This window comes from Agrobacterium sp. El2ro-1b, assembly GCF_048298475.1.
GTDB lineage: Bacteria > Pseudomonadota > Alphaproteobacteria > Rhizobiales > Rhizobiaceae > Agrobacterium > Agrobacterium fabrum.
On the sequence record NZ_CP103458.1, the window covers coordinates 2,882,851 to 2,905,494 of the forward strand.

Here is a 22,644-nt window from a genome sequence, read left to right on the forward strand (position 1 = left end):
CACTCAGTCTCCGTCAGCAAAGGAAAAGCCGGAGCTGAGGCCGATGGCGCCGCCATACTGGTCGTTGAGGCGGTAGATCAGGTCTTTGCCGTTGAGCAGCAGGTAATCCACCTTGGCGCGCTGGTCGTCCTTGTCCAGTGCCTTTTCCACATCCGTATCGATCGTTGCGGCAACGCGGATCATCGATTTGGCGATGAAGTCGATGGAGTTGACGATGGAGCGCTGATCGGGTGGCACGAGTTCGACCATGTCGGCGGTATGCAGCAGAGTCTGCACGGCCTTGATATTGGTGGAGATGCTCTTCCAGGTCAGGTCGGAGCGCCAGTAAATGGCGGTGCGGGGAAATCTCGCCTTGTCCGGCCCCTTGTAAAAGGTCTCGATCCGCTGGTCGCGGATTGCCTCCGCACCGTGCACGAGAATGCCGAGCAGGGCGACCAGTGCCTCACGCTCATCACGAAAGACGGGGTTGTCCGGTCCCGGTTGAGTCCAGTTTTTCTGTGCACCGTCAGGTGCGTTCCAGCTGTCGGAAAGCTCTGCCGCCACATTGGCGATATTGCTGGCGATGGCGGTGCCGAAACGGCAGCGGAAATCGCCCTTCTTGTCGAGAAGTTCATCCGCGCCGGTGCCGTAAAGCACGAATTCCAGCGCACCGAGCCCCTGTGCCGCGACGCTCTTGCCTTTCAGGCCATCGGCGCTGGTGACGCTTTCATCCTTGTCGGCAAGGTAACGCTGCACCTGTTTCAGCCCGAGACCCTTCTTGTCGGGGTAATAAAGCACGCGTTCGAAGCGGTTCTTCTCGATGACAGGGCCGATACGCACGATCTCGATTGTCGACCAGCTCAGGACCGTTTCAGTAAAAGCCGCCTGCGCTGCCGCCTCCGTCGTTTTGGAGGGTGCCGCGCAGAATGCCTTCATGCTGCCTTCCAGCGTCTCCGCAGACTGCCGGAAGTGGTCATAACCGGGACGGATGAAGCCGTTCACCGCCTTTTCCATCACGCCCCGCACCTGCGCGGGGTCGAGTGGCGGTGGCGGCAACAGTTCCACATCCTGCGCTTTTGCCGGCGGCGTGGTGAGAAGCAGCAGCACGGAGATGACCCCGGAAATTTTTCGCATGGCAAAGTTCATTAGAGGGACTCCAGAAAAGCCAGCAAAGCCTGCCGGTCGGATTTTTGCAAGGCGGCAAAGGCGTCGCGCGCTTTTTGCCCTTCGCCGCCATGCCACAATATGGCTTCCGTCAGGCTGCGCGCGCGCCCGTCATGCAGGTAAAAGCCGTTGCCATTCACTCTTTGCGTCAGACCTATGCCCCAGAGCGGCTGCGTGCGCCAGTGCCGACCCCTCGCTTCCCCCACCTGCTGGCCATCGGCAAGCTCCTCTCCCATGTCATGCAGGAGGAAGTCCGAATAGGGCCAGATCAGCTGGAAGGAATGCATCGGATCGCCAGCATCGCGGCGGGTGACGAATTTGGGGGTATGGCAGGCGGTGCAGCGGGATGTATAGAAAAGCTGCTTGCCCTCAAGAACGGTTCGATCCCCGGCATTGCGCCGCTGCGGCACGGCGAGGTTTTCGGTGTAGAAGGTCACGAGATCGAGAACCGGGTCCGGCGCTTCCACCGGCCCCAGCCGCGGCTGCACGCCTGTTGGCATGGCCAGACAGTCCTTCTGGGCATCGGTGCAATCGCCATAGGCATTCGGCGCATCCGGCGTCGAAATGCCGATATCGTGGGAGAAGGCGCTGGCGCTCTGGTCGCGCACGCTCGCATTCTGGGCTTTCCAGCCGAACCGTCCGAGTTTTATCTCGCCGGTGCGATGGTCCTTGACCCAGGCCGGGCGCCCGGCAATGCCATCGCCATTGTTGTCATCGGGGTCTGCGCCGGCGAGAATATCAGCATTGGCAATGGCCTCGATCAGGCCCAGGCCGAGCGTCGGCATCGCAATGCGGGCCGAAACTGTTGTGTCCGCACCCAGCGGGCCATATCTCAGGTCCGCAACGGCATAAGTGGGTTTGCGCAGCGACACCACTTCACCATCCGAAAGGCGCACGGGCTTTTCGGTGTAGGTGATGACCGGCCTGCCCTCGGCGGCGAGGCCGGGGATGGCGAGATTCTGCAGCTGCCGGCCATAGGTCTCGTCGGGAAAATTCAGCACCTCATGGCGCGCAATCGCGGCCCGTTCCGTCTCATCCCGGGCCGGTCGCGCCAACCGCAGAAACAGGGAAACGGCGTCTTCGCCGGCAAGTGGCGGGCGGCCCCTGCCATCCTTCACATGGCAAGTCTGGCAGGATCGGGCGTTATAGAAAGGGCCGAGCCCATCCGAAGCCTGCGTGGAGGAGGGGGAGGAGACCCAGAGCTTCTGGAACAGCGCGTTGCCGAGCTTGAAATCCTGCTTCCGCTCGAAAGGCATGGTGGCGGAAGGTTGGGAAAATGCATTGCCATCGGCTTTGCCGGTGCTGGTGGTTGCGCCTCCGGACATGGCCTCGAAGGGCTCCGGTCTCGTAAAATCGGTTGTTGGCGCAGTGACGGCCGAGACGCGGCTTCGGTCTTTCTCCGTCAGGTCGTCACGCAACGGGGCGGCAAGCGTCACTGAGGCCACAAGGCAGGCTGCCCCGGCGAAGAAAAACGGCTTGCGGATCGGAGACAGCGACAATTCCATCAGGGTCTGAAGGCACATTTGGTGGCGGGCCGCAGTGGATCGCGGCCCGCCTTGCCGCTTATTTGAAGACGGCGTTCGGGTTGTCGAGGCTGGCGGAGCCTTCAAGCTCTATCTTACCGAGATCAAGCGCCGCGATGACGCGTTCAACGGTCTTCGTCTGGTCAATGAGACCATCGATGGCCGCCTGAACCACGGCATTGCCTTCCTTATTGCCTTCGCCGATCATCTGGTCATAGGCTTCAACCGTCTGGGCGCGCTTTTCCATCGCATGCATGGCGTCGAGCGTCTTGTTCAGCTTCGCCGTCATTTCGTCGTTCAACGCCTTGTCCTTGGCGCCCACCAGTTCCGCCAGCGAGGCGCCGGTCATCTTCGTGCCGTCCACGCGGGTATAGTCGCCCGTATAGGCCGAAGCGATGCCGATGGCGTCGTTCAGATGCGAGTTATAGGTGTTGTCGGAGAAGCAATCATGCTCCTCTTCCGGATCGTGCAGCAGAAGGCCGAGCTTCATGCGCTCGCCCGCCAGCTCACCATAGGAGAGTGAGCCCATGCCGGTGAGAATGGCGGTGAGGCCCGCTTTCGGATCGGCTTCCACGGTCTTCGTGGCTTCGCCCTCCGGCGCCCAGGCGTCCACCATTTCCTGAAGATCCTTGACCAGCAGGGTGGAGGCGGATTTCAGGTAATCGGCGCGGCGGTCGCAATTGCCGTTCGTGCATTTTGCCTTGTCATAGTCGGTATAGGGGCGGTTGCCCGCGCCCGGCCCGGTGCCGTTCAGATCCTGGCCCCATAGCAGGAATTCGATGGCGTGATAACCGGTCGTCACATTGGCTTCGACATCGCCCGCCTCGTGCAGGCTCTCGATCAGTTCCGGGGTGATCTTGGAGGCATCGACCTCTTCGCCGCTGATCTTGATCTTGGGATTGGCGATGATGTTTGCGACGTAAAGTTCGTTCTCGTCGCTTTCCGTGCCGTAGGAGGCGTCGACATAGTCGATCAGGCCTTCATCCAGCGGCCAGGCATTCACCTTGCCTTCCCATGCATCAACAAGGGGATTGCCGAAGCGGTAGACTTCCGACTGCTGGTAGGGAACACGCGCCTTGATCCAGGCTGCGCGCGCGGCTTTGAGGGTCTCTTCGCTCGGCGTTGCGATCAGCGCATCGATGGCCTTGTCCAGCGTCTTCGCCGTGGTCAGCGAATCCTCGTATTTGGCGTGCGCGACATCGGTATAATGCTTGATGACGGCGGCAGCGTCGGTGGCAGCCTGTGCGGGAAGCGCGGTGAAGGCCGCCGATGCGGCCAAAAGCACGAACGACGCGCTTAGAATGGTTTTGCGGATCATGATCCCTCTCCTTGGGCAGCCATGAAAAGACATCAGGCTGCGGCCAGCGAGTTCTGACCCAATCACAAACTTGTGTCAAACATTCTAGTTTAGAATGCTTTGAAACAAGCCTGTGGGGTATTTCCCAAGTAAAATCGCTGCGTGCAAAACCTGCTTTATGCTTTGCGTTTCATCAAGCAGAAGAAGAAACCGTCCGTATCTGTGGTTGCAGGCGTAAGTGTCACTGTCTTGCCATCTGAAGAATGCGGTTTATTCGCATTGCCACTGAAAATCGACTGCCAGCGCTCCACAGCCGAACCGATGGCAAATTCTGGATTTTCCTCGCAGAAGCGCCTGACCTGCTGCTCATTTTCCTCGGGCAGAACCGAACAGGTGACATAAAGTAGCTCGCCACCCGGGCGCACGAAACCCTTGGCCTGCGAAAGCGCCTCGCCCTGCTGCTGCACGCGCTCTTCGAGATTGCGCGCCGTCAGCCGCCATTTGGTGTCGGGGCGGCGGCGCCAGGTTCCGGTGCCGGTGCAGGGTGCGTCGACCAGAACGCGGTCGAATTTTTCATGGAACGGGACAAGGCCCGTTGCGCGGTCATGCACTTGCACATTGCGCGTGCCGGCCCGCTTCAGCCGCTCGATGATCGGCGCAAGCCGCTTGCGGTCGGCATCAAAGGCGTGAACCTGACCTTTATTGTTCATGCTGGCGGCCATGGCCAACGTCTTGCCGCCACCACCGGCGCAATAATCGAGGACCTGTTCACCTTCGCGAGCGCCGGCAAGATCGGCGACGATCTGTGAGCCTTCATCCTGCACCTCGAACCAACCCTTCTGGAAGGAGAGTTCGGCGGTGACATTCGGCAGGCGGGAAGGGCCTGCACCGGCGGGTATACGCACACCCTGCCGGGCAATCCGAGTGGCTTCCGCGCCGCTTTCCTCAAGCGCCTTCAGAACCTTGTCCCGGGTTGCCTTCAGCGTGTTGGCGCGCAGGTCGAGGGTCGGTCGCTCGTTGAGCGCCTGCGCCTCGGCAAGCCAACGCTCCCCGAAAGCCGTTTCAAAGGAGGATTGAACCCATTCGGGAATATCGCCCTGGATATAGGCCGGCGCGTCGGAAAGTGAACGGGAAAGAAAGGCCTGCTGCCTGTCCGCGTCGGGCGCGGCGGGGGCGAATTTGTCGCCGTCGAATTCCGCCGCCAGTTCCGCAAAGCTTTTGCCCCATTGCCGCAGCAGGACAGCATAGGCAAGCGAGGCAGCGCTATCGTCATCCATCAGCCAGGCGTGCGACAGTTTCATGCGCAGCGCGTCATAAACGATGTTGCCGATTGCGGCCCTGTCGCCTGAGCCGGCAAAACGATGGGCGAGACCCCAATCCTTCAGCGCATCGGCAACGGGACGCCTGCGTCCCTCAATATCCGCCAATACTTCGATTGCTCCGGCCAAACGCCCGCCCAAACGCATTGTCTACCTCTTCTTGCTGATAAGCCCGGTTGGTAGACGCGAATGGCGGCGAGGGCAAGGCTCAATCGGCCTTGACGATCTCGTAGCAGACCTTGGCAGTGCCGGAGCTGATCATGCCGATATTCTTGGCGGCAGCCTTGGACAGGTCGAGAACGCGGCCCTTGATGAATGGCCCGCGGTCGTTGATGCGCACCACAACGGCCTTGCCGTTGCGCGCATTCGTTACCTTGACCTTGGTGCCGAACCGCAGAGAGCGATGTGCAGCGGTCAGGTTGGCGGCGTTCATGCGCTCGCCCGAAGCAGTCTTGGAGGACAACGCATACCACGATGCGCCTCCACAACCATTTGCCGCATTCGCCTGAAGAGGCGCGATGATGGAACAGGCGGCTATAGTTGCAGCGGTGAAAGTTATACGACGGATATTCAACAAACTGTACTTCCCTGAAAATCGGCCCCGCGCCGATTGATTGTGCCCTTGCTAAACGGCCATGAACTGGCCTGAACGCCTTTTGATGCGAGATTGTAGGGCGAGGGAAAAATGGCGAAAAAAAGCTGATCTCAAATCACGAAGTGTTACAGTCTGTAATATTCGTGATCGTTAGCCGGAGAGGCGTCGTATGGCCGTTCCAGTGAAAACTCGGAAAAAATAACGCAGAATCAACGTTCAATGGAAATGCTATTGCAAGTCACGGCTTCGTGAATCCACTTCACGAAATGTGAGTGAAATATTTTTCCAATGAGTAGGATTTTAGCGATTCGCCGTAGTTAATTAAGTCTTAATTCGCTTAAATACAACGAAAACTATCCGCCAAAACGGCGTTGGATGGATTTTTCGTCGTTTTTGACGGCGCTGTTTTCAGCCACGCCAGAGGCCGTTTTCCCATAGTTGCTTCAGCGACTGCCGATACTCCGGAAAGCGGAAATCAAAGCCGAGTTCCCTTATTTTTGCATTGGAAACGCGCTTGTTTTCGCCATAAAAAGAGCGGGCCATCGGCGTCAGATCGGCGGTTTCGAAATCCTGTTCAGCAGGGGGGACAACACCCATTAAGTCGGCCGCGAAGCTCACCACATCCTGCGGTGGGCACGGCTCGTCGTCGGTCACGTTGAAGATGCCACGCTCATTTTTCTGCGTCAGAAAGGCAAGCGCGGCGCCGATATCCTCGACACGGATGCGGTTAAACACCTGATCCTTCTTCACCAGACGGCGTGCCGTTCCTTTCTCGAAATTCATGAAGGTATTGCGTCCGGGACCATAGATTCCGGATAGGCGCAGGATGGAAAGCGGCACATCTGCCCTTTGGGCTGCCTCCGTCCAGGCGGCCTCGGCGGCTACCCGTTCCACGGAGCGTGCGGAGACCGGGCGACAGGGTGTCGTCTCGTCCACCCAGGCGCCGTGATGGTCGCCATAAACGCCGACGGTGGAAAGATAGGCCACCCATTGCAGATTGGGCAGGAGCTTTTTCAGATCGCCGCCCAGAAGCGCAAGCAGCGGGTCGCCGTCCTTGCCTGGAGCGATGGATTGCACGAGATGGGTAACATTGCCCATCGCAGCGATGAGATGGTCATCGAGATGGGCGCCGTCGAAGAGCAGCGGCGTCATGCCGGCGGCGGCGAGGTTTGCGAACTTATCCTCGCTGCGTGTGGTGCCGCAAACACTTGCTGCCTTGGTTTTCAGCGCGTTGGCAATGGCTTTCCCTGAATATCCCGCGCCGAAAATCATCACATGCATGCTTCATGCCTCTGCCAGTTGCCATTCCATTGCCGCTTCCGGATCACTCTCCGGCGCGCGCCCGGCAGAGTATGTACGGAATTCGTCCCTGTCCATAAGCCGCGACAAAGCCCATGCGGCCATGCCGCGCACTTCCGCGGAAGGGTCGGCCTCCGCCAGCGCCTTGCATTGTTCCACAAATTGCCGGTCGGCAGAGTTTCCAGCGGCAATCAGAACATTGCGGATGAAGCGATTGCGGCCGATGCGCTTGACGGGTGAGCCGCTGAAAAAGCTGCGAAAGGCGGCATCATCAAGCGTCAGCAGGAAGGCGATGGACGGTTCCTTCAGATCCTCGCGCGCCTGCAGCTTCATTTCGGAGGCGCTGGCCGCGAACTTGTTCCACGGACAGGCGGCAAGGCAATCATCGCAGCCATAGATGCGGTTGCCGATCATCGGCCGGAATTCGTGCGGGATCGGTCCCTTGTGCTCGATGGTGAGATAGGAGATGCAGCGGCGCGCATCCAGCTGATAGGGGGCAGGAAAGGCCGCGGTGGGACAGGCGTCGAGGCAGGCGCGGCAGGAACCGCAATGATCCTTCTCGGCCTCGTCAAGACAAAGCTCGGCGGTGGTGAACATGCTGCCCAGAAACAGCCAGGAGCCATGGCTGCGGCTGACGAGATTGGTGTGCTTGCCCTGCCAGCCGAGACCGGCGGCGGCGGCAAGCGGCTTTTCCATCACCGGGGCGGTGTCGACGAAGACCTTCACATCCTCACCGGCGCGGGCAGCAAAGCGCGTGGCGATCTCCTTCAGCCGCCCCTTGATGATGTCATGGTAATCGCGGTTGCGGGCATAGACCGAAATGGCCGCCTTGTCCGGTTTCGAAAGCAGGTCGCGCGGATCTTCCTCCGGACCGTAATTGAGGCCGAACATGACGATGGAGCGCACATCGCCCCAGAGCGTTTTTGGCTCCGCCCGACGCGCTTCGGTTTCCTCCATCCACGCCATGGTGCCGTGGTAGCCATTCTCGAGAAACTGCCGCAGACGCTCCGGTGCGAGCGGAATGCTGTCGGGCGCCGTGATGCGACACAGATCGAAGCCGAGCGAAAACGCCTCCTGACGAACGAAATCCGTCAGTTTGCGCGCGCGTATCCGCTGCTTGTCGTCGGCAACGTTGATGGTCGTTTCTCCTGAGGCCTATTCTGCGGCATATATAGTGCATGTCGCCCGAAAGTGTGCAGCGGTTTCGGGAAAACAACATGCTTGCATTATAGCCGCACGCCGCAGCAAATAACCGGGAGGCCAGACCTCAGAAATCCAGATCGGCGTAGTGGGAAGAGGGGGCAAGACGCGGAATGCGTTCGCTGAGAAACGGCCGGAAGGAGGGACGGGATTTCACCCGCTGATACCATTCCTTGGCAATCGGAGCCTCGAGCCAGTTGATCTCGCCGAGATAATCCAGCACCGAAACACCGGCAGCTGCGGCAAGATCGGCGTAGCTCAGCCGATCGCCTGCCAGCCATGTGCGCGAACCGGCCAGCCATTCCAGATATTTGATGTGCTGGCGTATATTGTTGCGCGCGGTGCGCAACAGCTTGGAATCCGGTGGTCCGCCACCCTGCGCCGCGGTCATCTGCAATTTATAGACCCTTTCGCGCACCAGCGGCCGGGTCACGTCATTTTCCATCTTCTGCAGAAACCACTCCGTCAGGCGGCGGATTTCCGCGCGCTGAAACGGGTCTTCCGCCAGAAGTCGCCGGTCGCGCTTCAAAACCCCATGCGTTTCGTCCAGAAATTCAGCCAGCACATAAGGGCCGCTCAGCGAGCGCATATTGTCATCGAGATAGACCGGCAGGGTGCCAGCCGGATTGAGCGCCAGAAACTCCCGCCGTCTTTCCCACGGCTGCTCCTCCACGAGATCGGTCTGGAAGCCGTATTCCGCAAGGATCAGACGAACGAACCGGGATGCGGTCGACATCGGGGAGTGATAGAGAGTTGGCATCTGTACTCAATTTTTACGATTGGTTGTCATGATCGGCATTTGCCGGAAAACTTTTTCAGTTTCGCTTCATCAAGACGCTATAAGAGCTTGGCTACTTTAAAACAAGTTTAACGCAATTGCTTTCCATTCACGCTTTCCCCCTGAAAAGAAGGATACCTCATGGGTGACCAATCGATCATCAGCGCGCTTTTGCTGGGCATTATCGAGGGTCTGACGGAGTTCATTCCCGTTTCCTCCACGGCGCATGTGCTGCTGGCCGGGCACTTCCTTGGCTTCAAATCGCCTGGCAACACCTTTGCCGTCCTCATCCAACTCGGTGCTATCCTCGCGATCCTTCTCGTTTATTTTCAAAAGCTTGTATCGATCGCCACGGTCATGCCGACAAGTGCCAAGGCGCGCCGTTTCGTCCTGGCGGTTCTCGTCGCTTTCCTGCCGGCGGCGGTGATCGGCGCTCTCGCGCATGACTTCATCAAGACGGTGCTGTTCGAAACGCCGATGCTCATTTGTGTCGTGTTGATCATCGGTGGATTCATTTTGCTTGCGGTCGACCGGATGCCGCTGAAACCAAAATATATCGACATTATGGATTACCCGCCGTCGCTCGCCTTCAAGATCGGCCTTTTCCAGTGCCTTGCGATGATTCCCGGCACCTCGCGGTCAGGTGCCACCATTGTCGGCGCGCTGCTGATGGGCACGGACAAGCGCTCCGCCGCCGAGTTTTCGTTTTTCCTGGCGATGCCGACCATGCTCGGCGCGTTTGTGCTCGACCTCTACAAGAACCGCGACGCGCTGAGCTTCGATGATAGCGCCTTGATTGCCGTGGGGTTTGTGGCCGCCTTCGTGTCCGGCCTCTTCGTCGTGCGCTCGCTGCTGGATTTCGTATCGCGACGTGGGTTTGCACCCTTTGCCTGGTGGCGCATCGTCATCGGTGCGCTGGGTCTCGTCGCACTTCTGGTTATCGGCTGACCCGCAGTTTCATATCGGACCGACAAACAAAAAGCGCCCCCGGAGAACCGGCGGCGCTTTTTTAAACCTGTAAAGGCCAATCAGTTGGCGCTGATCGAAGCCGTTGCGCAGGGGTCAACGCCGTAGGCCGGAGCGCAGCCGCTCTTGCCTGCTGCAACCGTGCCCGGCGCCATGAATGAACCCGCCAGAACCACCAAAGCCGCACACGCAAAAAAGAGTGCGATAGATCTGCCCATTTTATGATTGCCTTTCAGACGTTCGTTCGCGCGGATCATGCCGCCGTGTGTGAATTGAGGGTCCGGGATATGTTTGGAATGTGGCGAATATCAATAAAGCAGCTTGTTGAATACGGGGTTAATGCGAAGTCTTTTCCACAGTTGCGCTTGTGCCACGCTTGCCCGTTTCGGCGCTCCGCCGTTAACCATGCCGTTTCAGTTTTGATTTTTCCTCCCCACCCCATTTGGCAGTGAAAATGCAATGAAAGCGGTTTGGTTGCGATAAACAGCATAAAAAAAGCGGGATGTGGCCCCGCTTTTGATTTCCATGACGTGCCTGACCTCAGGCCGCCTTGCCGGCGTTCGAGAATTGTCCGTGCTGGCGATACTGCACCATGTAGGACGGCAGAACCGAAGCGACGCGAACGGGGGTGATGCCGATGCCTTCCAGCGTCAGGCCGTTCTTTTCGGCATCAGCGGAAACGACATTGTCCTTTTTCAGCATGGTCACCTGATCGGACGTCAGGGGCGGCGTAATCAGCGGCACCATCGACGCGAGCTTGCCGATCATCGAGGCCACGCCGAAGGGCAGGTTGACGAAGGAGCGCTCGCGATAGGTCGCGGCAAGAACAGCCTCGAGACAGTCACGGAAGGTCATGACGTCAGGGCCACCGAGTTCATAAATTGCGCCGGGCTTCAGCTTGCCATCGACGCTGCGGGCAACGGCCTCGGCAACATCCTCGACATACACAGGCTGGAATTTGGTTTTTCCGCCGCCGATCAACGGCAGGAACGGCAGGTTGCGGGCCATCTTGGCAAATTTGTTGAAGAAATCGTCTTCCGGTCCGAAAATGATCGACGGACGCAGGATCACGGCGCCGGGCAGCACGGAATGGATGGCAGCTTCGGCGCGGCCCTTGGTGCGGCCATAACCGGTCTGCGAATTGGCGTCTGCACCGATGGCGGAAATATGCGTCAGCGTGGCGCCGACGTCGCGGGCGGCTTCGGCAATGGCTTTCGCGCCGAATTCCTGCACGGCGTCAAAAGTGTTGCGGCCGCTTTCCGCCAGGATGCCGACGCAATTGACGACATGATCCGCGTCTTCGACGGCTTTGATGATGGAGTCGCGATAACGCAGGTTGGCCTGGGCGAAGGAAATCTGGCCGACATTGCCGAGCGGCTGCAGAAAACCAGCAAGATCGGGGCGGCGCACGGCGACGCGGATGCGATAACCGCGCTTGGCAAGCATTCTCACGACATGCCGCCCGACGAAACCCGAACCGCCGAAAACGGTGACGAGGGGGGGAAGGTTGGCCAAGGTCATGGGAGGCTCCTCAGAAGCTGTCGATAAAGCGTTTTTCAGTCTCTTAGCCCAAAGCCGCGCGCGCGTGAAGAGAGGTTGTCGCAAGGCTTGAGGCTAGTTTGGGAAATGCGGTTGACGGGCGTCAAATTCCTTCGACGATCATCATCTCCGCATCGGCGACTTCCTGGCGGATTTTGGCGGCTGCCTGGTATTCGGGAGAATTGTAGCAATCGATGGCGTGCTGCACCGAGGGAAATTCGATAATCACGTTCCGCGCACGCGCTTTGCCTTCCAGCTCGGTCAGAGCACCGCCGCGGGCCAGAAAATTGGCGCCGAACCGCTCGAAAGCAGGCTTTGCCGTGGTAACGTAGTCCTTGTAGCGCTCGCTGTCGCGCACATCGACGCGGGCGATCCAATATCCCTTGGGCATGTCGTCTCCTCCATTTACCGTTACTGATTGGCCGGAAAGCTGGCGCGCAGCATATCGTCCAGAATGGCGCGGGCCGCTGCCTTCGGGTCTTCCGCCCTGACGATGGGGCGGGCGACAACCAGATGGCTCGAACCGGCCTTGATGGCGTCATAGGGCGTCATCACCCGCTTCTGATCGCCGAGATCGGCGCCGGCGGGGCGAATGCCCGGGGTGACCACGGCAAGATCAGGACCGAGGATTTCGCGCACGGCGGTGGATTCTTCCGCCGAACAGACAATGCCGCCCATGCCCGCCTCGCGTGCCTGTTCCGCCCGGCGCAGCACCAGCGAACGGGCGTCGGAGGCGTAACCGGCTTCGGCGAGATCGCTGTCATCCATCGAGGTCAGCACGGTGACGCCCAGCAGGCAAAGGCCGGAGCCTTCCGCAGCCTTGACGGCAGCACGCATGGCTTTGGGATAAGCATGCAGGGTCAGCATCGACATGCCCATGCGCGCGATGTTCTCGACACCGGAGGCGACGGTATTGTCGATATCGAGCAGCTTCATGTCGAGAAAGACCTTTTTGCCGCTCTGGACAAGGTCACGCGCGAATTCAAGACCGCCGGCGAATACCAGCTGATAACCGATCTTGTAGAACAGAACCTCGTCGCCGATTTTCGACACGATCTCTTCTGCCTGCTGCACAGTCGGAACATCCAGCCCGACGATGAGTTTTTCGCGCGCGGTCATTGTCTTATCCCTGCCATGTTTCCATTGCCGTCCAGTCGCATGTGGGGGAGGTCGCTGCAAGTGAAAATTCGGCGATGGAAAAGCGGAAAAGATTGCCGCCGCCCGGTGGCTGGTCCTCGGTGCGGCTGATGCCGCGGCCCTCGATGTGGCATTTCAGAAGTGTGCCCACACCGCCATGGCCGATAAAGGCGATCGGCTGCCTTGGGTCGTGTCGGTCAAGAACGGCTTTGACGGCCCCGATGATTCGCGCCTGCGCGTCGATTGCCCGCTCCCAGCCGTGAAAACTCTCCTCAGGATGGGCGAAGAACCAGTCCGCCGCCTTCTCGAATTCAGGCGGCGGCAGGAAACCGGTGGCGGACCGGTCGTTTTCATGCATCGCCTCGACGATCTCTATCGCTGCACCGGAGGTTTCCGCGAGGATATGGGCGGTTTCGATCGCCTTGGTTTCCGCGCTGGAAACGATGCGCCGCAATGCCTTCGCCCAGGGAAGGCGGCTCGCCTCGCGCGCCCGCTCAGCACCCCTTTCCGAAAGCCCCCATTCGGGAACGGGAATAGCCGGATCGATCTTGACTTGGGGGTGGGTGATGTAGAGCGCATGCATGGCAATCGGTCCTCAAAGGCGATGGAGAGGGCAAATCATTACCCTAACCATTCGTCACGACCGGGAAATGACGGCCTTGTCCGTTCTGCCGGGACGATCAGGCCCGCGTATAGATCCACAATTGCGCCGGCGGAATATTGCGCACGATGAAATCGAAATGGCGGATATGGTAGAGATGCGGCTGCGCGACGATCGGGGAAATCGGACCGTAGGATATCTGCACCACGGGTCGGCCGTGCGGCACGCGCTTCAGCAATTCGTCGAGAAGCTTGATGCGGGCAGCCATCGGAAAATTCAGCATAGGCACGGCGGAGATAACGCTGTCGAACATCTGGCCCTTGTGCTCGCCAAGCGTCGCATCGAGATCGAAGGCGTCACCATTGACGAAATTGACGCCTGGATAGCTCCGGAGCAGCTGATTGTAGAAATCAGTTGAATATTCGATGGCCGTCAGGCTCTCCGGCTTGATGCCGCGCGCCAGAATGGCCTTGGTGATGACGCCGGTGCCGGGACCGAGTTCCAGAACCGGCAGGCCGGAATGGGGATTGATGACGCTTGCCATCTTTTTCGCAGTGATGGACGATGTCGGGACGATAGCGCCCACTTTCTTCGGCTGGCTGACCATGCCTTTGAAAAAGCGGATCTCTTCCTCGAATTTCTGTTCAAAGCGTCGCTTCAGGTTAAGTGCCATAATTCCCCTCAGATAAATTTAGTCATTGTCAAAAAACTGTTACCGCAATGTTGATCCCATTTGGCGCAAAAACAAGGCAGAATGTCGTAATTAAGAAAATTCGATTGCTGCGCGCTGCCGCTCTTTGCCGAATCAAAAACGCCGATGAACTGCTTCACCGGCGTTTCATTTAAAATAGCGAAAAATAGCCCGCTTTAAACGCGCATCGGCATCAGAACATAAAGTGCATCGTCGCCGGCGGTATCGCGAACCAGCGTCGGCGAACCCGCATCTGCCAGCAGAAAAATCGCATCCTCGCCGGAGAGCTGCGACGTGATGTCGAGGAGGTATTTGGCATTGAAGCCGATTTCCATCGAATCATTGTCGTAGCCAACGGCCACTTCTTCGGTAGCACTTCCCGAGTCGGGATTGTTGACGGTCAGCGTCAACTGGCCGTCAGTTAGCGCCAGCTTCACGGCGCGGCCGCGCTCGGAAGAAATCGTCGAAACACGGTCCACGGCCCGGGCGAAGGTCTGGCAATCGACGCGCATTTCCTTGTCGTTGCCGGTTGGGATGACGCGCTGATAATCGGGGAAGGTGCCGTCGATCAGCTTCGAGGTCAGAACGACCGAGCCGATGGTCAGGCGGATCTTCGCATCCGAGACTTCGACCGTGACTTCCAGTTCCGGATTGTCCATCAGCTTCTGCAGTTCACCGACGGTCTTGCGCGGAATGATGATGCCCGGCATGCCTTCGGAGCCGGATGGCGCATCCACGTCAGCACGCGCCAGGCGATGGCCGTCGGTGGCGACGGCGCGCAGCTTCAGTTCGCCATTGCTTTCGATGGTGTGGAAGAAAATGCCGTTCAGATAATAACGCGTTTCTTCGGTCGAAATCGCAAACTGCGTCCGGTCGATCAGCATCTTGAGATCGGTCGCCTTCAGTTTGAAGGTGTGGCTGAAGGTGCCGGCGGTCAGGTCAGGGAAATCCGCTTCCGGCAGGCATTGCAGCGAGAATTTCGAGCGACCGGAGGCAACGGTCATGGAGGAACCGTCCGGGTTGGTCGCCAGAAGCACTTCGGAACCATCCGGCAGCTTGCGCACGATTTCATAAAGCAGGTGTGCCGGCACGGTGGTGGCGCCAGCCTGCTCCACCATGGCCGGGGTCGCTTCGGTAATTTCGAGATCGAGGTCGGTCGCCTTCATGTCCAGATTGGCGCCGGAGGCGCGCAGGAGGACGTTGGACAGGATCGGGATCGTGTTGCGACGCTCAACGACCCGGTGGACGTGGTTCAGCGATTTCAGAAGGTTCGACCGCTCAAGAGTAATACGCATGGACGCTACCGCTTTCAACCGTTGCGAACCGGCCACCGCCGGATCGGCAAGAAGAGTCTTCACCGGCCAAAGCCGGACAATGTGGACGGGCAAAATGGCAGAGTTATTGGAGAAAATGCAAGAGCGGAGTTCATCTGCCTCGGCTCATTTTGCTGCTATACAACATGATCCACAGGTTGGGACCGTGGATGGAGCTTGTTCGCCGGTTTTCTATTGCCCATAAAGGGAAAAACCGGAGCGACCGGCCGGCAAGGATCGGCCAGAATGATTGGAAGCCGTGTGACGCAGGAAATATCGAGCAGCGATGCCAGACAGGCAGCGAAGGAATTCAGGATCGGCACGGCCACCATTCCGGCCCGGCCGCTGGAGCCGGCGCTTTATCTCGTCGCCACCCCCATCGGCAATCTCGGCGATATCACCATCCGCGCGCTGGAAACGCTGGCCTCGGCCGATGTACTCGCCTGCGAGGATACCCGCGTCACCCGCATCCTGCTTGAACGTTACGGCATCCGCACGCGGCCGCTCGCCTATCACGAACACAATGCCAATGAAGCGGGGCCGAAGCTCATCGCCGCGCTGGAGGCCGGAAAATCCGTGGCGCTGGTATCGGATGCCGGAACGCCGCTGGTTTCCGATCCGGGTTATCGCCTCGGCCAGCTGGCACTCGAAGCCGGACACCGCGTTGTGCCGGTTCCGGGCGCCTCTGCGCCGCTCGCCGCCCTTGTCGGGTCCGGCATGCCGAGCGATGCCTTCCTCTTTGCGGGTTTCCTGCCAGTCAAGGATCGCGGCAAGCGCGACCGTTTTGCCGGGCTTGCGAAAATCCCCGCAACCCTGATCTTCTTTGAATCGCCCCGCCGCATCGGGGTGTCCCTCAAGGTGGCGTCGGAGGTGCTCGGCCGCGATCGTCGGGCGGTGGTCTGCCGTGAGTTGACCAAGACTTTCGAGGAGTTCCGGCGCGGTACACTCGGCGAGCTTGCGGATTATTACGATGGCGACCGTGTGGTGAAGGGCGAAATCGTGCTGCTGATAGAGCCGCCCTCCTATGACGAAATTCCCGATATCGAGGATGTCGAGAAGCTCCTGAAGGATCTCGTCGCCACCATGTCCGCTGCCAAGGCTGCCGGCGAAGCGGCGAAGCTGACGGGCCTGCCGCGCAAGGAGCTTTATCAAAGGCTGCTGGATATGAAGGACACGGATGGCCGCTGACGGGCAGAGCAATAAAAGGCGGAAAGCCGAGCGACGCGGCCATGCCGCCGAATATTGGGCCGCACTTTACCTGCTGCTGAAGGGATATCGCATCCTCGCCGTTCGGTATCGAACCCGGCTCGGGGAAATCGATCTCATCGCCCGAAAGAAGGATCTTATCGCCTTCATCGAGGTCAAGGCGCGCGCTTCCGGTGGCAGCGCGGTGGATGCCGTTGGTTTCCATTCGCAGCAGCGCATCCGGGCGGCTGCCGATCTCTGGCTCTCCCGCCGCAGGGATGCCGACCGTTTTTCGCTGCGCTTCGATATTGTCGCCGTTCTGCCACGACGCCTGCCGCAGCACTTTATCGACGCGTTTTGAGGGGGAGGGGGCAGGCAATGTCCACTGAGCGGGAAAAGATGGCCGCAGGCGAATGGTACAGCTGCATGGATGCCGAGCTGGATTTGCTGCGCTGGCATGCGCGCCGGGCGGTTCACCAGCACAATACCATACAACCGGATGAGCGCGGCACCATCGGGCTGCTGCTGCGCGCACTTTTTGCCTCCGTGGGCGAAGGGGCATTCATCGAGGCACCGTTTCATTGCGCCTACGGTTTCAACATCACGCTGGGCAGGAATGTCTATCTCAATGCCGGCTGCACCATTCTCGATTCTGCGAAGGTCGCAATAGGCGATGGCGCGATGCTCGGCCCCGCCGTACAGATCTATTGTGCGGAACATCATCTGGACCCGGTACCGCGCGCGCAGGGGATTGAAATCGCAAAGCCTGTCACGATCGGCCGTGATGTCTGGATTGGCGGCGGAGCGATCATTCTGGCCGGCATCACCATCGGCGACGGTGTAATTGTCGGCGCCGGTTCGGTGGTGACGCGCAATGTGCCGGCGGGTGCAACGGTCGTGGGAAATCCGGCCCGACCCATAAATCGTATAGCCGGCTGAGACTGTCGGCACGCGCTGTAATAAATCTGACACGGAACTGTCAAAGAGGCGTCATGGAACCTCTCTATTCGCATCCTCATCCCAATAAATGGTGGAGAGGAATTAGTAATGTTGAAGAAGATTTCCATGGCCGCAGTGGCGGTCAGCATTTCGGCAACGTCTTCCATGGCTGCGACCAACATCACCTGGTGGCACGGTATGGGCGGCCGTAACGGCGAAGTCATCAATGAAGTTTCCCAGAAGTTCAACGAAGCCCAGAAGGAATGCGCTCTGACGCCGGTTTCCAAGGGCTCTTACGAAGAAGCGCTGGCCAGCGGCATTGCTGCTTTCCGTTCGGGCGAACAGCCGAACATCCTCCAGGTTTTTGATGCCGGCGCCGCCACCATCATCAACGCCAAGGGCGCGGTCATTCCTGCAGAAGACCTCATCAACAAGGCCGGTTACAAGTTCGACCGTGACGCCTTCATCAACGGCGTGCGTTATTTCTACGCTGCCGCTGACGGCAAGTTCGTCGGCATGCCGTTCAACTCCTCCGCTCCGATCATGTACATCAACGACGAAGCCCTGAAGAAGGCCGGCGTCGAGGCACCGAAGACCTGGGAAGAGTTCGAAAAGGTTGCGCCGAAGCTGAAGGAAGCCGGCTACATTCCTCTCGTCCAGTCGCAGCTGACCTGGCAGTTCACGGAGAATTTCTTCTCCCGCAACAACATCCAGTTCGCCACCAATAATAACGGTTACGACAGCGTCACCGACACCAAGCTCAAGGTCACCGACCCGAACCTCGTTATGATGTTCGAAAAGCTGAAAGACTGGAAGGACAAGGGCCTGTTCGCCTACTACGGCGCCGGCTGGAACGACAACCAGAAGCCTTTCGAAGAAGGCAAGGTTGCGCTCTGGATCGGTTCTTCGGGTTCCTTCGGTGGTCTGCAGAAGACGGCGACCATGCCGTTCTCGGCAACCTTCCTTCCCTATTGGGGCTCCATCAAGGGTGCCGGTACCAACTCCTTCATCGGCGGTGCTGCTCTTTTCGCAATGTCGGGCAAGTCTGAAGCCGAAAACAAGTGCGTGGCCGACTTCTTCCAGTTCCTGACCTCGCCGGAAATCCAGGTCTTCTACCACAAGGCAACCGGTTACGTCGCCATCACCAAGGCCGCTTACGAAAAGGCCAAGGCTGAAGGCTACTACAAGGAGAAGCCGGTCGCAGAAGTTGGTATCCAGCAGCTGTCGCTGGCAGGTGGCGAGTGGTCCAAGGGTTACCGCCTCGGTTTCTACCCGCAGATCCGCGCCGTCATGGAACGTGAATATAACCGCATCTTCTCGGGCGAAGTGACACCGAAGGCTGCTTTCGAGATCATCGAGAAGGAAGGCAATGACCTTCTGGCCCGTTTCGCCAAGACGGCCGGCTGATCGATCTTTTCGAAATCAATGATCGTTGTCGAGCCTCCTTTCGATGGAAGGGAGGCTCGCTTCTGGATAAGGAGGCGCAAGCGTGGCCTATACATCGTCTCAACCGCGCCGGTTTTTGTCCGGCTGGTCCGCAAAGGCTGGAAAACCTGCCAAGCCCGCTGAAGCCGGCATGAAGCGCGTGCAGTTCTCCTCGTCCTACGTGCCCTATCTGTTCCTTGCACCGCAGCTCGTGGTGATCTTCATCTTCTTCTACTGGCCGTCCGTTCAGGCCGTGCAATCATCTTTCTATCTCGAAGACCCTTTCGGCTTCGGTGCCTCATTCGTGGGTTTCGCCAATTATTCGGATGCGATATTCAATCCGGAATATCTCAACATCGCTAAATTCACGGTTGTCTTCACCGTGCTGGTGACCTTCTTTTCGCTGGCGCTCGGCCTGTTGCTTGCCGTCAAGGCAGATGCAGTCATTCGCGGCAGCTCGACATACAAGACGCTGCTGATTTCCGTCTATGCCATCGCACCGCCGGTCGCGGGTCTCATCGGCATGATGCTTTTCGACCAGCATATCGGGCCTTTCGTCAAATTGGCCGCGGTCTTCGGCTGGGACATGAAGGTCGGTCTCAACTACTTCGATACCGCCACAGCCATGATCGTCGTCGCGGTCTGGAAGCAGATCCCATACAATTTCATCTTTTTCCTGTCCGGCCTTCAGGGCGTGTCGGTTTCCGTGCGCGAAGCCGCGGCCATCGATTGCCGCTCCGGTTTCCGACGGTTCTGGACCGTCATCATGCCGCTTCTGGCGCCCACGGCTTTCTTCCTGCTCATCATCAACATCACCTACGCGCTGTTCGATACCTTCGGCGTCATCGACGTGATGGTTAAGGACAAGGCGGCGGATAATCCTATCACGCTGGTCTACAAGGTGTTTCTCGATGGTTTCCGCGGCAATGACATCGGCGGTTCCTCGGCTCAGTCCGTCATTCTGATGCTGGTCGTCTTCGTTCTCACCGTCATCCAGTTCCGCTTCATCGAAAAGCGCGTCCACTACAATTGAGGGAGAAGACCATGTACAAGACGAGACCTCTCGATCATCTGGTATTGATCCTCGGCGCGCTGTTTCTGATATTGCCTGTCGTCGTGGCCTTCATGACATCCACCCACACGGCGGCGGAAATCCACCGTAGCGGTCTGACGATAGTCCCGGGCGATAATTTCGTGGAGACCTACGAGAAGGTCCTGACGCAGAAGGGTGGCTTCACCGGGCAGATCACGGGTCTCAATATGGTGATCAACTCGCTGATCCTCGGCATCGGTTTTGCCGTCGGCAAGATCGTTCTGTCGATGACGGCGGCCTATGCGATCGTTTATTTCCGGTTCCGGTTTGCGACGCTCGCCTTCTGGATCATTTTCACGACGCTGCTTCTGCCGCTGGAAGTGCGTATCATGCCGTCCTATGAGGTGATGAGCAAACTCGGCCTCCTGAATTCCTATACCGGCCTCATCGTGCCGCTTCTGGCGTCTGCGACAGGCACCTTCTATTTCCGGCAATTCTTCAAATCCGTTCCGGAGGAGTTGCTGGAAGCCGCGCGCATTGATGGCGCGGGTCCTGTGAAATTCTTCATCGATATATTGATCCCCCTGTCCCGGACGATGATGTCGGCGATCTTCATCATCATGTTTGTGTACGGCTGGAACCAGTACCTCTGGCCCATGCTGATGACGACGGACGAGAGGTTCTTCACGCTGATGCGCGGCATCAAGTCGATCCTGCAGGTCTGGGTCGGTTCGCAAATTCCCGATTACAACGAAGCTTTCGCGCTCGCCGTCCTGGCCATGCTGCCGCCGGTGCTGATCGTCGTCATTTTCCAGCGCTGGTTCATCAAGGGCCTGACCGAAAGCGATAAATAAGGAGACCGAAATGGCCGCGATAGAAATCAGTCAGGTCTGCAAGGATTATCACGGCGGCGTCCGCGCCGTGCATCACGTCGATATCGACATCCGGGATGGCGAGTTCATCGTTCTCGTCGGCCCCTCCGGCTGCGGCAAGTCCACGCTTCTGCGCATGGTCGCCGGCCTCGAGGATATTTCCGAAGGTACGGTGAAGATCGGTGACCGGGTCGTCAACCAGACCGATCCGGCCGATCGCGATATCGCCATGGTATTCCAGAACTACGCGCTTTATCCGCATATGTCGGTGCGCGAGAACCTGGAATACGGGTTGAAGAACCGCAAGACAGCGAAGACGGAAATCGATGCGCGTGTGGCCGAAGCCGCCCGCATGCTGCAACTCGAACCCTATCTGGACCGCAAGCCGCGCGCGCTTTCCGGCGGTCAGCGGCAGCGTGTCGCCATGGGGCGCGCCATCGTGCGCAAGCCTGCCGCGTTCCTGTTCGATGAGCCCCTGTCCAACCTCGATGCCAAGCTGCGTGTTTCCATGCGCGGTGAAATCAAGCGTCTGCAGAAGCGTCTCGGCACCACCTCTATCTATGTCACGCACGACCAGCTGGAGGCCATGACGCTGGCCGATCGCCTCGTCGTGCTGAATGGCGGTCGCATCGAACAGATAGGTGCGCCGCTCGATGTCTATCACACCCCCGCCTCGACCTTCGTCGCGAGCTTCATCGGCTCCCCCGCCATGAACCTGCTGAATGCCGAACTGCATGGTGATAGCCTCGCCATCGGTCCCTCGCTGTTTGCGCTCATTGGTTTCGCGCCCACCTCCGGGCCGGTGACGGTGGGCATGCGGGCAGAGGATTTCCGCCTCGCTGCGGCAGGCGAGCAGGGTTTTGCATTCAGGGTTGATTATATCGAGGAACTGGGTTCCCAGCGCCTCATCCACGGCATGATCGGCGACCAGAACCTGACAATCGCTTTCCCGCCGGATGTCGATGTTCCCGCAGCACTTTCGATCACGATCGCGCCGGAAAAGCTGCATTTCTTCTCCAGCGAAACCGGCAAGCGCATTGCCGGCAAGGCGGAGCAGCTCGGTGTGCAGTCCGCTCAGCTGGCGACGGCCTGAGCGCAGCGCAGAAATCGGCGCAATGACTAAAATTGCGCCGATTGTCAAAACCGGTTTGTTACGATCCCGATGATAGAAGACCTCCAATATTTCACGGGGGTTTTCTCATATGTCGTTCAAAATGATGTTCGCGGCGGCCGCTACCATGGCAATCCGAACGGTGCCGATATTGCCGGCCTATCTGCGCAGACAAAAAGACGAAGCGGTCGTCAGCGCTTCCTGCACCGATCTGCGGCTTCAGCCGGCCCCCATCAATCCGGAATGGATCATCTCCGGCAACCCTCAAGCCCGCGCGGCGGATCACTCCCGAAGTGGCGACCGCGCTTCCAGCACCGCCATGTGGGATTGCACGGCCGGCGAATTCCGCTGGTTTTTCGGTTGGGACGAAACCGTCTATATTCTCGAAGGCGAAGTGCATGTGACGGCCGAAGACGGTTCGGTCAGCATCCTCAGGGTCGGGGACGTCGCCTATTTCCGGGCTGGAACCTGGGCCACCTGGCGGGTGGACGATTATGTCCGCAAGGTCGCCTTCATGCGCCGCCCGTTTCCCACGGCACTGGCTTTGGCCTATCGGGTCAAGAACAAGCTGTTCGCCGGCCGCTCCTACAAGCTGGCGGCGTGAAACCCTGTCTTCACCTACCGGCCGGCGGGTCTGTGCTGCTCCGTCGGCGCAATTGTGAAGGTTCAATAAAACTC

At 59.0% G+C, this 22,644-nt stretch carries 23 protein-coding genes; 9 read left to right on the forward strand and 14 right to left on the reverse strand.

Annotation, left to right across the window (positions count from 1 at the left end; genetic code table 11):
* Nucleotides 1-3 precede the first annotated feature (3 nt).
* The 8 genes from NYR50_RS14095 to NYR50_RS14130 all read right to left on the reverse strand — a co-directional run bounded on the left by NYR50_RS14095 (nt 4) and on the right by NYR50_RS14130 (nt 9,136).
* The gene (locus tag NYR50_RS14095; protein WP_418136345.1) at nt 4-1,125 is read right to left on the reverse strand and encodes an imelysin family protein; all 1,122 of its coding nucleotides are present in this window, start codon (nt 1,123-1,125) and stop codon (nt 4-6) included.
* Nucleotides 1,125-2,648, reverse strand: a complete 1,524-nt coding sequence (locus NYR50_RS14100; protein WP_418137310.1) for a di-heme oxidoredictase family protein — start codon at nt 2,646-2,648, stop codon at nt 1,125-1,127. The genes NYR50_RS14095 and NYR50_RS14100 overlap by 1 nt, the downstream gene beginning before the upstream one ends.
* Before the next feature lie 58 nt (nt 2,649-2,706).
* Nucleotides 2,707-3,984, reverse strand: a complete 1,278-nt coding sequence (locus NYR50_RS14105) for an imelysin family protein (RefSeq protein ID WP_418136346.1) — start codon at nt 3,982-3,984, stop codon at nt 2,707-2,709.
* A gap of 155 nt (nt 3,985-4,139) precedes the next feature.
* The gene (locus NYR50_RS14110; protein ID WP_418136347.1) at nt 4,140-5,429 is read right to left on the reverse strand and encodes an RsmB/NOP family class I SAM-dependent RNA methyltransferase; all 1,290 of its coding nucleotides are present in this window, start codon (nt 5,427-5,429) and stop codon (nt 4,140-4,142) included.
* Between the two features lie 61 nt (nt 5,430-5,490).
* On the reverse strand, nt 5,491-5,859 hold the full coding sequence (locus tag NYR50_RS14115) for a septal ring lytic transglycosylase RlpA family protein (RefSeq protein ID WP_010970798.1): 369 nt from the start codon (nt 5,857-5,859) through the stop codon (nt 5,491-5,493).
* 426 nt (nt 5,860-6,285) lie between these two features.
* Nucleotides 6,286-7,158: an SDR family oxidoreductase gene (locus NYR50_RS14120; RefSeq protein WP_418136348.1), complete on the reverse strand. Its 873-nt coding sequence runs from the start codon at nt 7,156-7,158 to the stop codon at nt 6,286-6,288.
* Between the two features lie 3 nt (nt 7,159-7,161).
* The gene (queG, locus tag NYR50_RS14125) at nt 7,162-8,313 is read right to left on the reverse strand and encodes a tRNA epoxyqueuosine(34) reductase QueG (protein ID WP_418137311.1); all 1,152 of its coding nucleotides are present in this window, start codon (nt 8,311-8,313) and stop codon (nt 7,162-7,164) included.
* Nucleotides 8,314-8,443: 130 nt separating this feature from the next.
* Nucleotides 8,444-9,136 (reverse strand): glutathione S-transferase family protein, encoded by a 693-nt coding sequence (locus NYR50_RS14130; RefSeq protein WP_010970800.1) that lies wholly within the window; start codon nt 9,134-9,136, stop codon nt 8,444-8,446.
* Between the two features lie 159 nt (nt 9,137-9,295).
* On the opposite strand from NYR50_RS14130, the gene NYR50_RS14135 reads away from it, so the two are divergent.
* The gene (locus NYR50_RS14135) at nt 9,296-10,102 is read left to right on the forward strand and encodes an undecaprenyl-diphosphate phosphatase (protein ID WP_418136349.1); all 807 of its coding nucleotides are present in this window, start codon (nt 9,296-9,298) and stop codon (nt 10,100-10,102) included.
* Between the two features lie 558 nt (nt 10,103-10,660).
* Here NYR50_RS14135 and NYR50_RS14140 read toward each other — a convergent pair.
* The 6 genes from NYR50_RS14140 to dnaN form a co-directional block, all read right to left on the reverse strand.
* Nucleotides 10,661-11,641, reverse strand: coding sequence for a complex I NDUFA9 subunit family protein (locus NYR50_RS14140; protein WP_418136350.1), 981 nt, complete (start codon nt 11,639-11,641; stop codon nt 10,661-10,663).
* A 121-nt stretch (nt 11,642-11,762) separates the two neighbouring features.
* Entirely contained in the window at nt 11,763-12,050 is a 288-nt protein-coding gene (locus tag NYR50_RS14145; protein ID WP_418136351.1) for a DUF1330 domain-containing protein, read from the reverse strand.
* 20 nt (nt 12,051-12,070) lie between these two features.
* Entirely contained in the window at nt 12,071-12,778 is a 708-nt protein-coding gene (pyrF, locus tag NYR50_RS14150; RefSeq protein ID WP_418136352.1) for an orotidine-5'-phosphate decarboxylase, read from the reverse strand.
* Between the two features lie 4 nt (nt 12,779-12,782).
* Nucleotides 12,783-13,379 carry a histidine phosphatase family protein gene (locus NYR50_RS14155; RefSeq protein ID WP_418136353.1) on the reverse strand — a complete coding sequence of 199 codons (597 nt, stop codon included), beginning with the start codon at nt 13,377-13,379 and terminating at the stop codon, nt 12,783-12,785.
* Between the two features lie 97 nt (nt 13,380-13,476).
* The gene (pmtA, locus tag NYR50_RS14160) at nt 13,477-14,070 is read right to left on the reverse strand and encodes a phospholipid N-methyltransferase PmtA (RefSeq protein WP_418136354.1); all 594 of its coding nucleotides are present in this window, start codon (nt 14,068-14,070) and stop codon (nt 13,477-13,479) included.
* Nucleotides 14,071-14,264: 194 nt separating this feature from the next.
* Nucleotides 14,265-15,383 carry a DNA polymerase III subunit beta gene (dnaN, locus tag NYR50_RS14165; protein WP_174007597.1) on the reverse strand — a complete coding sequence of 373 codons (1,119 nt, stop codon included), beginning with the start codon at nt 15,381-15,383 and terminating at the stop codon, nt 14,265-14,267.
* Nucleotides 15,384-15,647: 264 nt separating this feature from the next.
* Here dnaN and rsmI point away from each other — a divergent pair, with 264 nt between their 5' ends.
* The 8 genes from rsmI (at nt 15,648) to NYR50_RS14205 (ending at nt 22,570) form a co-directional block, all read left to right on the forward strand.
* The gene (rsmI, locus tag NYR50_RS14170) at nt 15,648-16,589 is read left to right on the forward strand and encodes a 16S rRNA (cytidine(1402)-2'-O)-methyltransferase (protein WP_418136355.1); all 942 of its coding nucleotides are present in this window, start codon (nt 15,648-15,650) and stop codon (nt 16,587-16,589) included.
* Nucleotides 16,579-16,947, forward strand: coding sequence for a YraN family protein (locus tag NYR50_RS14175; protein WP_418136356.1), 369 nt, complete (start codon nt 16,579-16,581; stop codon nt 16,945-16,947). The genes rsmI and NYR50_RS14175 overlap by 11 nt, the downstream gene beginning before the upstream one ends.
* A 17-nt stretch (nt 16,948-16,964) precedes the next feature.
* The gene (locus NYR50_RS14180; RefSeq protein ID WP_418136357.1) at nt 16,965-17,525 is read left to right on the forward strand and encodes a sugar O-acetyltransferase; all 561 of its coding nucleotides are present in this window, start codon (nt 16,965-16,967) and stop codon (nt 17,523-17,525) included.
* Nucleotides 17,526-17,633: 108 nt separating this feature from the next.
* A complete protein-coding gene (locus tag NYR50_RS14185) occupies nt 17,634-18,932 on the forward strand; it encodes an extracellular solute-binding protein (protein ID WP_418136358.1) in 1,299 nt (432 codons plus the stop codon).
* Nucleotides 18,933-19,014: 82 nt separating this feature from the next.
* Nucleotides 19,015-19,983: a sugar ABC transporter permease gene (locus tag NYR50_RS14190; protein WP_418136359.1), complete on the forward strand. Its 969-nt coding sequence runs from the start codon at nt 19,015-19,017 to the stop codon at nt 19,981-19,983.
* Nucleotides 19,984-19,994: 11 nt separating this feature from the next.
* Nucleotides 19,995-20,837 carry a sn-glycerol-3-phosphate ABC transporter permease UgpE gene (gene ugpE, locus NYR50_RS14195; protein ID WP_174006749.1) on the forward strand — a complete coding sequence of 281 codons (843 nt, stop codon included), beginning with the start codon at nt 19,995-19,997 and terminating at the stop codon, nt 20,835-20,837.
* A 10-nt stretch (nt 20,838-20,847) separates the two neighbouring features.
* Nucleotides 20,848-21,948: a sn-glycerol-3-phosphate import ATP-binding protein UgpC gene (locus tag NYR50_RS14200; protein ID WP_418136360.1), complete on the forward strand. Its 1,101-nt coding sequence runs from the start codon at nt 20,848-20,850 to the stop codon at nt 21,946-21,948.
* A gap of 109 nt (nt 21,949-22,057) precedes the next feature.
* Entirely contained in the window at nt 22,058-22,570 is a 513-nt protein-coding gene (locus NYR50_RS14205) for a cupin domain-containing protein (protein WP_006310156.1), read from the forward strand.
* Nucleotides 22,571-22,644 lie beyond the last annotated feature (74 nt).

Bases quoted from the DNA above. Each gene is read 5' to 3' on its own strand.
- NYR50_RS14095 (WP_418136345.1), bottom strand. From the start codon at position 1,125: ATGAACTTTGCCATGCGAAAAATTTCCGGGGTCATCTCCGTGCTGCTG.
- NYR50_RS14100 (WP_418137310.1), bottom strand. From the start codon at position 2,648: ATGGAATTGTCGCTGTCTCCGATCCGCAAGCCGTTTTTCTTCGCCGGG.
- NYR50_RS14105 (WP_418136346.1), bottom strand. From the start codon at position 3,984: ATGATCCGCAAAACCATTCTAAGCGCGTCGTTCGTGCTTTTGGCCGCA.
- NYR50_RS14110 (WP_418136347.1), bottom strand. From the start codon at position 5,429: ATGCGTTTGGGCGGGCGTTTGGCCGGAGCAATCGAAGTATTGGCGGAT.
- NYR50_RS14120 (WP_418136348.1), bottom strand. From the start codon at position 7,158: ATGCATGTGATGATTTTCGGCGCGGGATATTCAGGGAAAGCCATTGCC.
- NYR50_RS14130 (WP_010970800.1), bottom strand. From the start codon at position 9,136: ATGCCAACTCTCTATCACTCCCCGATGTCGACCGCATCCCGGTTCGTT.
- NYR50_RS14135 (WP_418136349.1), top strand. From the start codon at position 9,296: ATGGGTGACCAATCGATCATCAGCGCGCTTTTGCTGGGCATTATCGAG.
- NYR50_RS14140 (WP_418136350.1), bottom strand. From the start codon at position 11,641: ATGACCTTGGCCAACCTTCCCCCCCTCGTCACCGTTTTCGGCGGTTCG.
- NYR50_RS14145 (WP_418136351.1), bottom strand. From the start codon at position 12,050: ATGCCCAAGGGATATTGGATCGCCCGCGTCGATGTGCGCGACAGCGAG.
- pyrF (WP_418136352.1), bottom strand. From the start codon at position 12,778: ATGACCGCGCGCGAAAAACTCATCGTCGGGCTGGATGTTCCGACTGTG.
- NYR50_RS14155 (WP_418136353.1), bottom strand. From the start codon at position 13,379: ATGCATGCGCTCTACATCACCCACCCCCAAGTCAAGATCGATCCGGCT.
- pmtA (WP_418136354.1), bottom strand. From the start codon at position 14,070: ATGGCACTTAACCTGAAGCGACGCTTTGAACAGAAATTCGAGGAAGAG.
- dnaN (WP_174007597.1), bottom strand. From the start codon at position 15,383: ATGCGTATTACTCTTGAGCGGTCGAACCTTCTGAAATCGCTGAACCAC.
- rsmI (WP_418136355.1), top strand. From the start codon at position 15,648: ATGATTGGAAGCCGTGTGACGCAGGAAATATCGAGCAGCGATGCCAGA.
- NYR50_RS14175 (WP_418136356.1), top strand. From the start codon at position 16,579: ATGGCCGCTGACGGGCAGAGCAATAAAAGGCGGAAAGCCGAGCGACGC.
- NYR50_RS14180 (WP_418136357.1), top strand. From the start codon at position 16,965: ATGTCCACTGAGCGGGAAAAGATGGCCGCAGGCGAATGGTACAGCTGC.
- NYR50_RS14185 (WP_418136358.1), top strand. From the start codon at position 17,634: ATGTTGAAGAAGATTTCCATGGCCGCAGTGGCGGTCAGCATTTCGGCA.
- ugpE (WP_174006749.1), top strand. From the start codon at position 19,995: ATGTACAAGACGAGACCTCTCGATCATCTGGTATTGATCCTCGGCGCG.
- NYR50_RS14200 (WP_418136360.1), top strand. From the start codon at position 20,848: ATGGCCGCGATAGAAATCAGTCAGGTCTGCAAGGATTATCACGGCGGC.
- NYR50_RS14205 (WP_006310156.1), top strand. From the start codon at position 22,058: ATGTCGTTCAAAATGATGTTCGCGGCGGCCGCTACCATGGCAATCCGA.